The organism is Streptomyces sp. NPDC058674 (assembly GCF_042716505.1).
GTDB lineage: Bacteria > Actinomycetota > Actinomycetes > Streptomycetales > Streptomycetaceae > Streptomyces.
The window spans coordinates 72,314-79,216 of sequence record NZ_JBHXSC010000028.1 but is presented as its reverse complement, the minus strand read 5'-3'; the positions used below and the strand labels follow the sequence as shown (position 1 = coordinate 79,216).

Sequence of the window (6,903 nt, the reverse complement as noted above, 5' to 3'; positions counted from 1 at the left end):
GCCAACGTCTCCCGCCGCCCGGCCCGCGGCCGCCCAGTTACACTTACCCGAGTGCCCCGGGCCCCGCGCGGGCCCCGGGGCGGGCCCCGCGCGGGCCGTCGGTGCGTCGCGGGGTGGACGGGAGCCGGGTCTCCCGCGGCACCCCGATGGGGGACGGCGGCCGTCACTCGGGCGGACGGCCCGGCCGTCCCGCCGGGGGCGGGCGGCGCCGGCGCCACCGGTCGTATCCTGGGGGCGTTTCCGACTACCGAAAGCAGCCGGCCATGCGTGTGTACGTCCCCCTGACCCTCCCCGGGCTCGCCGAGGCGCACGAGGCCGGTGAGCTGGGCCCCGCCCCGCTGCGCGCGTACGCCGTCACCCCCGGGCTGCGCGAGTGGTACGTGTCGGACGACATGGAGGAGCTGGAGTACGCGGCCCTCGGCCGGGCCGCCGCCGCCTCGCTGCGGCTCATCGCCGCCGACCCCGCCGCCCCGCCCCGGCGCGTCGTGGTGGCCCTCGACGTCGCCGACAAGGCCGTCACCGCCGCCCCCGGGGCCGACGGGTCCGACGAGGCCGCGCTCGGCCGGGTCGCCCTGGCCGCCGCCGTACGGCTCTCCGTGGCCGCCGCCGTCCACGTCGACGCCGACGACGCCCACGAGGACGTCGCCGCGGCCGTGCGGGCCGTGGCCGCCGCCGACGGCGGTGACGACCACGCGCGGGCCGCCGTCGACGGCGCGGACGACCACGAGCTGCTGTGGTTCGGCGTCCAGGAGATCCCGGGGCTGCTGAAGTGACCTTCGACCCCGCGCCCGCGCTCGTCCCCGCGCACCCCACCCACATAGTCTGGGACTGGAACGGCACGCTGCTCCACGACATCGACGCCGTGATGGCCGCGACCAACGCCTCCTTCGCCGAGCTCGGCTTCCCGCCGATCACCCTGGAGACGTACCGCGACCTGTACGTCGTCCCCGTGCCCAAGTTCTACGAGCGGCTCATGGGGCGGCTGCCCACCGACGCCGAGTGGCTCCTCATGGACGACACCTTCCACCGGCACTACTGGGCCGCCGCAGACGCCGCCGGCCTCGCCGAAGGAGCCCTGGAACTGCTCGCGGGCTGGGAGCGGGACGGGCTCACGCAGTCCCTGCTGTCCCTCGCGCCGCACGACAAGCTCGTACCGCTCGTGCGGTCCCTCGGGATCGAGCGCCACTTCCTGCGCGTCGACGGCCGCACCGGCCCCTCCCACACCGGCAAGGCAGGACATCTCGTACGCCATATGGCTGCCCTCGAGGGGACGGGCGTGACGCCCGCGCGTACGGTCCTCATCGGAGACGCCGTGGACGACGCCCTCGCGGCCGCGCACATCGGGGCGCGGGCGGTCCTGTACACGGGCGGCTCGCACAGCCGCAGCAGTCTGGAATCGGCCGGTGTCCCCGTCGTGGACACCCTGGCGGAAGCGGTGCGGACGGCTCGCGGGCTGGCCGAATAGCGGCCTGCACGGCCGACCGGTCGCGTCGCTGTCCAGAGTGTCAAAGTTCCACCCCCGGATTTGTACACATACAGCTCATGACGGGCCGGGGGTGGGGGGAGATAGCCTTGTACCCGTGATCAGCGCGATAGTCCTCGGGGGCGCCGAAGCCCCCGGACCCGGCCCGGCGCCCTACGGCGCCCGGGCCCTCGCTGCTCTCCGCCACCGGGACTCGGCGATCATGGCCGAAACCCTCCCGGTCGGCCTTCTCGACGACATAGCGTCGATCTCGATTACGGACGGGCATCCCGCCTCACCGCGGCGCTGTGTCGATCCTTCCTTCACCTACGTCACGCAATGGCGCGCGACAGGAGCCAGAGGACATGCAGACCAAGCTGGACGAAGCAAAGGCCGAGCTGCTCACGAGGGCGGCCCGGGTAGCTGAGAACAGCCCGGCCGGGGGGCTACTTCCGACTGGGTCCGAGCAGGGGGGGCGTCCGGACCGGGACACTGTTCTCGGCTACCTCCAGCGCTACTACCTGCACACCGCCCCAGAGGACCTGCTGGACCGGGACCCCGTCGACGTGTTCGGGGCGGCGCTCTCGCACTACCGGCTTGCCGAGAACCGGCCACAGGGCACCGCGAACGTGCGCGTGCACACCCCCACGGTGGAGGAGAACGGCTGGACCTCCAGCCACTCGGTCGTCGAGGTGGTCACCGACGACATGCCCTTCCTCGTGGACTCCGTGACCAACGAGCTGTCCCGCCAGGGCCGCGGCATCCACGTCGTCATCCACCCGCAGGTCGTCGTCCGCCGTGACGTCACCGGCAAGCTGATCGAGATCCTCGGTCCCGACTGCGACGCCCACGGTCCCCGCACCGAGCGCCCCCACGACTCGCTCGTCGAGTCCTGGATCCACGTCGAGATCGACCGCGAGACCGACCGCGCCGACCTCAAGCAGATGACCGCCGACCTGCTGCGCGTCCTGTCCGACGTCCGCGAGTCCGTCGAGGACTGGGAGAAGATGCGCGACGCGGCGAAGCGCATCGCCGAGGAGCTGCCGAACGAGCCCACCGCGCCCGACCTGCGCGAGTACGAGCTCGAAGAGGCCCGCGAGCTGCTGCGCTGGCTCGCCGACGACCACTTCACCTTCCTCGGCTACCGCGAGTACAACCTCGTCGACGGGGACGCGCTGACCGCCGTGCCCGGCACCGGCCTCGGAATTCTGCGCTCCGACCCGCTGCACAGCGGCAAGGAGGACGGCCATCCCGTCTCGCCGTCCTTCAACCGGCTGCCGGCCGACGCCCGCGCCAAGGCCCGCGAGCACCGCCTGCTGGTGCTGACCAAGGCCAACAGCCGCTCCACCGTGCACCGTCCGTCCTACCTCGACTACGTCGGCGTCAAGAAGTTCGACGCTGACGGCAACGTCGTGGGCGAGCGCCGCTTCCTCGGCCTGTTCTCCTCCGCCGCGTACACCGAGTCCGTGCGCCGCGTCCCGGTCATCCGCCGCAAGGTGGTCGAGGTCCTCGACGGCGCCGGCTTCGCGCCGAGCAGCCACGACGGCCGCGACCTGCTCCAGATCCTGGAGACCTACCCGCGCGACGAGCTGTTCCAGACCCCGGTCGACCAGCTCCAGTCCATCGTGACCTCCGTCCTGTACCTGCAGGAGCGCCGCCGGCTGCGGCTGTACCTGCGCCAGGACGAGTACGGCCGCTACTACTCGGCTCTCGTCTACCTGCCGCGCGACCGCTACACCACCGGCGTGCGGCTGCGCCTGATCGACATCCTGAAGGAGGAGCTCGACGGCATCAGCGTCGACTTCACCGCCTGGAACACCGAATCGATCCTCTCCCGCATCCACTTCGTCGTCCGCGTCCCCCAGGGCAAGGAACTGCCCGTCCTCACCGACACCGACGTCGAGCGCATCGAGGGCCGCCTGGTCGACGCCGCCCGCTCCTGGGCCGACGGCTTCGCCGAGGCCCTCGTCGCCGAGCTGGGCGAGGAGCGCGCCGCCGAGCTGCTGCGCCGCTACGGCACCTCCTTCCCCGAGGGCTACAAGGCCGACCACTCGCCGCGCGCGGCCGTGGCCGACCTCTGCCACCTGGAGCGGCTCACCGCCAGCGAGAGCGAGTTCGCGCTGTCGCTGTACGAGCCGGTCGGCGCCGGCCCCGGCGAGCGCCGCTTCAAGATCTACCGCACCGGCGAGCAGGTCTCCCTGTCCGCCGTGCTGCCCGTGCTCCAGCGCCTGGGCGTCGAGGTCACCGACGAGCGCCCCTACGAGCTGCGCCGCTCCGACCGGGTCAACGCCTGGATCTACGACTTCGGCCTGCGGATGCCCGTCGCCCAGGGCAACGGCGACTCCTACTTCGGCGACGACGCCCGGGAGCGCTTCCAGGACGCCTTCGCCGCGGTCTGGAAGGGCGAGGCGGAGAACGACAACTTCAACTCCCTGGTGCTGGGCGCCGGACTGACCTGGCGGCAGGCCGTCGTCCTGCGCGCGTACGCCAAGTACCTGCGCCAGGCCGGATCCACCTTCAGCCAGGACTACATGGAGGACACCCTCCGCACCAACGTCCACACCACCCGGCTGCTGGTCTCCCTCTTCGAGGCCCGGATGTCGCCCGCCCGGCAGACCGCCGGCAGCGAGCTCGTCGACGCCATGCTGGAGGAGCTGGACGGGGCCCTGGACCAGGTCGCCTCGCTCGACGAGGACCGCATCCTGCGGGCCTTCCTGACGCTGATCAAGGCGACGCTGCGGACGAACTTCTTCCAGCTCACCGACGCGGGCGAGCAGCACAGCTACGTGTCGATGAAGTTCGACCCGCAGGCCATCCCGGACCTGCCGGCGCCGCGCCCGGCCTTCGAGATCTGGGTGTACTCCCCGCGCGTCGAGGGCGTCCACCTGCGCTTCGGCAAGGTGGCCCGAGGCGGTCTGCGCTGGTCCGACCGCCGCGAGGACTTCCGTACGGAGATCCTGGGGCTGGTCAAGGCGCAGATGGTCAAGAACACCGTCATCGTGCCGGTCGGCGCCAAGGGCGGCTTCGTCGCGAAGAACCTCCCCGACCCGTCGGTGGACCGCGACGCCTGGCTGGCCGAGGGCATCGCCTCCTACAAGATCTTCATCTCGGCGCTGCTCGACATCACCGACAACATGGTGGCCGGCGAGGTCGTGCCGCCCGTCGGCGTGGTCCGCCACGACGAGGACGACACCTACCTCGTCGTCGCCGCCGACAAGGGCACCGCGACCTTCTCCGACATCGCCAACGGGGTCGCGGAGGCCTACGGCTTCTGGCTCGGCGACGCCTTCGCGTCCGGCGGCTCGGCCGGCTACGACCACAAGGGCATGGGCATCACCGCCCGCGGCGCGTGGGAGTCCGTCAAGCGGCACTTCCGCGAACTGGGCCACGACACCCAGACGCAGGACTTCACCGTCGTCGGCGTCGGTGACATGTCGGGCGACGTCTTCGGCAACGGCATGCTGCTCTCCGAGCACATCCGCCTGGTCGCGGCCTTCGACCACCGGCACATCTTCATCGACCCGAACCCGGACGCGGCCACCTCCTACGCCGAGCGCCGGCGCCTGTTCGAGCTGCCGCGGTCCTCGTGGGCGGACTACGACACCGCGCTGCTCTCGGCGGGCGGCGGCATCCACCCGCGTACGGCGAAGGCCATCCCGGTCAACGCCCACGTCCGCGAGGCCCTCGGCATCGACGCCGGCGTCACGAAGATGACCCCGGCCGACCTGATGCAGGCGATCCTGCGGTCCCCCGTGGACCTGCTGTGGAACGGCGGCATCGGCACCTACGTCAAGGCGACCGCCGAGACCCATGCCGACGTCGGCGACAAGGCCAACGACGCCATCCGCGTCAACGGCTGCGAGGTGCGGGCCCAGGTCATCGGCGAGGGCGGCAACCTGGGGCTCACCCAGCTCGGCCGCATCGAGTTCGCCCGTACCGGCGCCGGCGGCGAAGGCGGCCGGATCAACACCGACGCCATCGACAACAGCGCGGGCGTGGACACCTCCGACCACGAGGTGAACATCAAGATCCTGCTGAACGCGGTGGTCACGGACGGCGACATGACCGTCAAGCAGCGCAACAAGCTGCTCGCCGAGATGACCGACGAGGTCGGCCACCTCGTCCTGCGCAACAACTACGCGCAGAACGTCGCGCTCGCCAACGGCGCGGCGCAGGCCCCCAGCCTGCTCCACGCGCAGCAGCGCTTCATGCGCCGGCTGGAGCGCGCCGGACTGCTCAACCGCGAGCTGGAGTTCCTGCCCGCGGACCGCCAGATCCGCGAACTGCTGGGCACCGGCAGGGGCCTGACGCAGCCGGAACTGGCCGTCCTGTTCGCCTACACCAAGATCACCCTGGCGGACGAGCTCATCGCCACCGGTCTGCCCGACGATCCGTACCTGCGCCGCCTGCTCTTCGCCTACTTCCCGGCCGCTCTGCGCGAGAAGTTCCCCGAGCAGGTCGACGCGCACGCGCTGCGCCGGGAGATCATCACCACGATCCTGGTCAACGACACCGTCAACACGGGCGGTTCGACCTTCCTGCACCGCCTGCGCGAGGAGACCGGGGCCTCCACGGAGGAGATCGTCCGGGCGCAGCTCGCAGCCCGCGAGATCTTCGGCCTCGCCGAGGTGTGGGACGACGTCGAAGCGCTCGACAACAAGGTCGCGGCCAGTGTCCAGACCCGGATCCGGCTGCACTCGCGGCGTCTGGTCGAGCGCGGGACGCGCTGGCTGCTGAACAACCGGCCGCAGCCGCTGGCGATCACCGAGACCATCGAGTTCTTCGGCGAGCGGGTGGGCGCGGTCTGGTCCGAGGTGCCGAAGCTGGTGCGCGGCGCGGACCTGGAGTGGTACCGGTCGATCATGGACGAGCTGATCGGCGAGGGCGTGCCGGAGGAGCTGGCGGCCAAGGTGGCCGGCTTCTCCTCCGCCTTCCCGACGCTGGACGTCGTCGCGATCGCCGACCGCACGGGCGTGGCCCCGCTGGACGTCGCCGAGGTGTACTACGACCTCGCCGACCGCCTGGAGATCACCCAGCTGATGGACCGCATCATCGAACTGCCGCGGTCCGACCGCTGGCAGTCGATGGCCCGCGCGTCCATCCGCGAGGACCTGTTCGCGGCGCACGCGGCCCTGACGGCCGACGTGCTGTCCGTGGGCAACGGCACCTCGACTCCCGAGGAGCGCTTCAAGGCGTGGGAGGAGAAGAACGCGGCGATCATCTCGCGGGCCCGTACGACCCTGGACGAGATCCGCGGCTCGGACGACTTCGACCTGGCGAACCTGTCGGTGGCGATGCGGACGATGCGGTCGCTGCTGCGGGTGCACAGCTGATCGACGGCGCTGCGCCGCGCGGCGCCGCGGCCGGTGTCGCCGGACGGGCCGGGCCCGGGACCATGCGGTCCCGGGCCCGGCCCGTTCCGTGTGCGCGGGGCGCCGGCC

3 protein-coding genes are annotated in these 6,903 nt (G+C 71.7%); all 3 read left to right on the top strand.

Annotation, left to right across the window (positions count from 1 at the left end):
* Positions 1 to 263 precede the first annotated feature (263 nt).
* On the top strand, positions 264 to 773 hold the full coding sequence (locus ACFWU6_RS17085; RefSeq protein ID WP_383981728.1) for a DUF6912 family protein: 510 nt from the start codon (positions 264 to 266) through the stop codon (positions 771 to 773).
* The gene (locus tag ACFWU6_RS17080; protein ID WP_383813052.1) at positions 770 to 1,465 is read left to right on the top strand and encodes an HAD family hydrolase; all 696 of its coding nucleotides are present in this window, start codon (positions 770 to 772) and stop codon (positions 1,463 to 1,465) included. The genes ACFWU6_RS17085 and ACFWU6_RS17080 overlap by 4 nt, the downstream gene beginning before the upstream one ends.
* 362 nt (positions 1,466 to 1,827) lie before the next feature.
* A complete protein-coding gene (locus tag ACFWU6_RS17075; protein ID WP_383981726.1) occupies positions 1,828 to 6,795 on the top strand; it encodes an NAD-glutamate dehydrogenase in 4,968 nt (1,655 codons plus the stop codon).
* Positions 6,796 to 6,903: the final 108 nt, after the last annotated feature.

Coding starts and splice junctions, on each gene's coding strand:
- ACFWU6_RS17075 (WP_383981726.1), top strand. CDS start 1,828: ATGCAGACCAAGCTGGACGAAGCAAAGGCCGAGCTGCTCACGAGGGCG.
- ACFWU6_RS17085 (WP_383981728.1), top strand. CDS start 264: ATGCGTGTGTACGTCCCCCTGACCCTCCCCGGGCTCGCCGAGGCGCAC.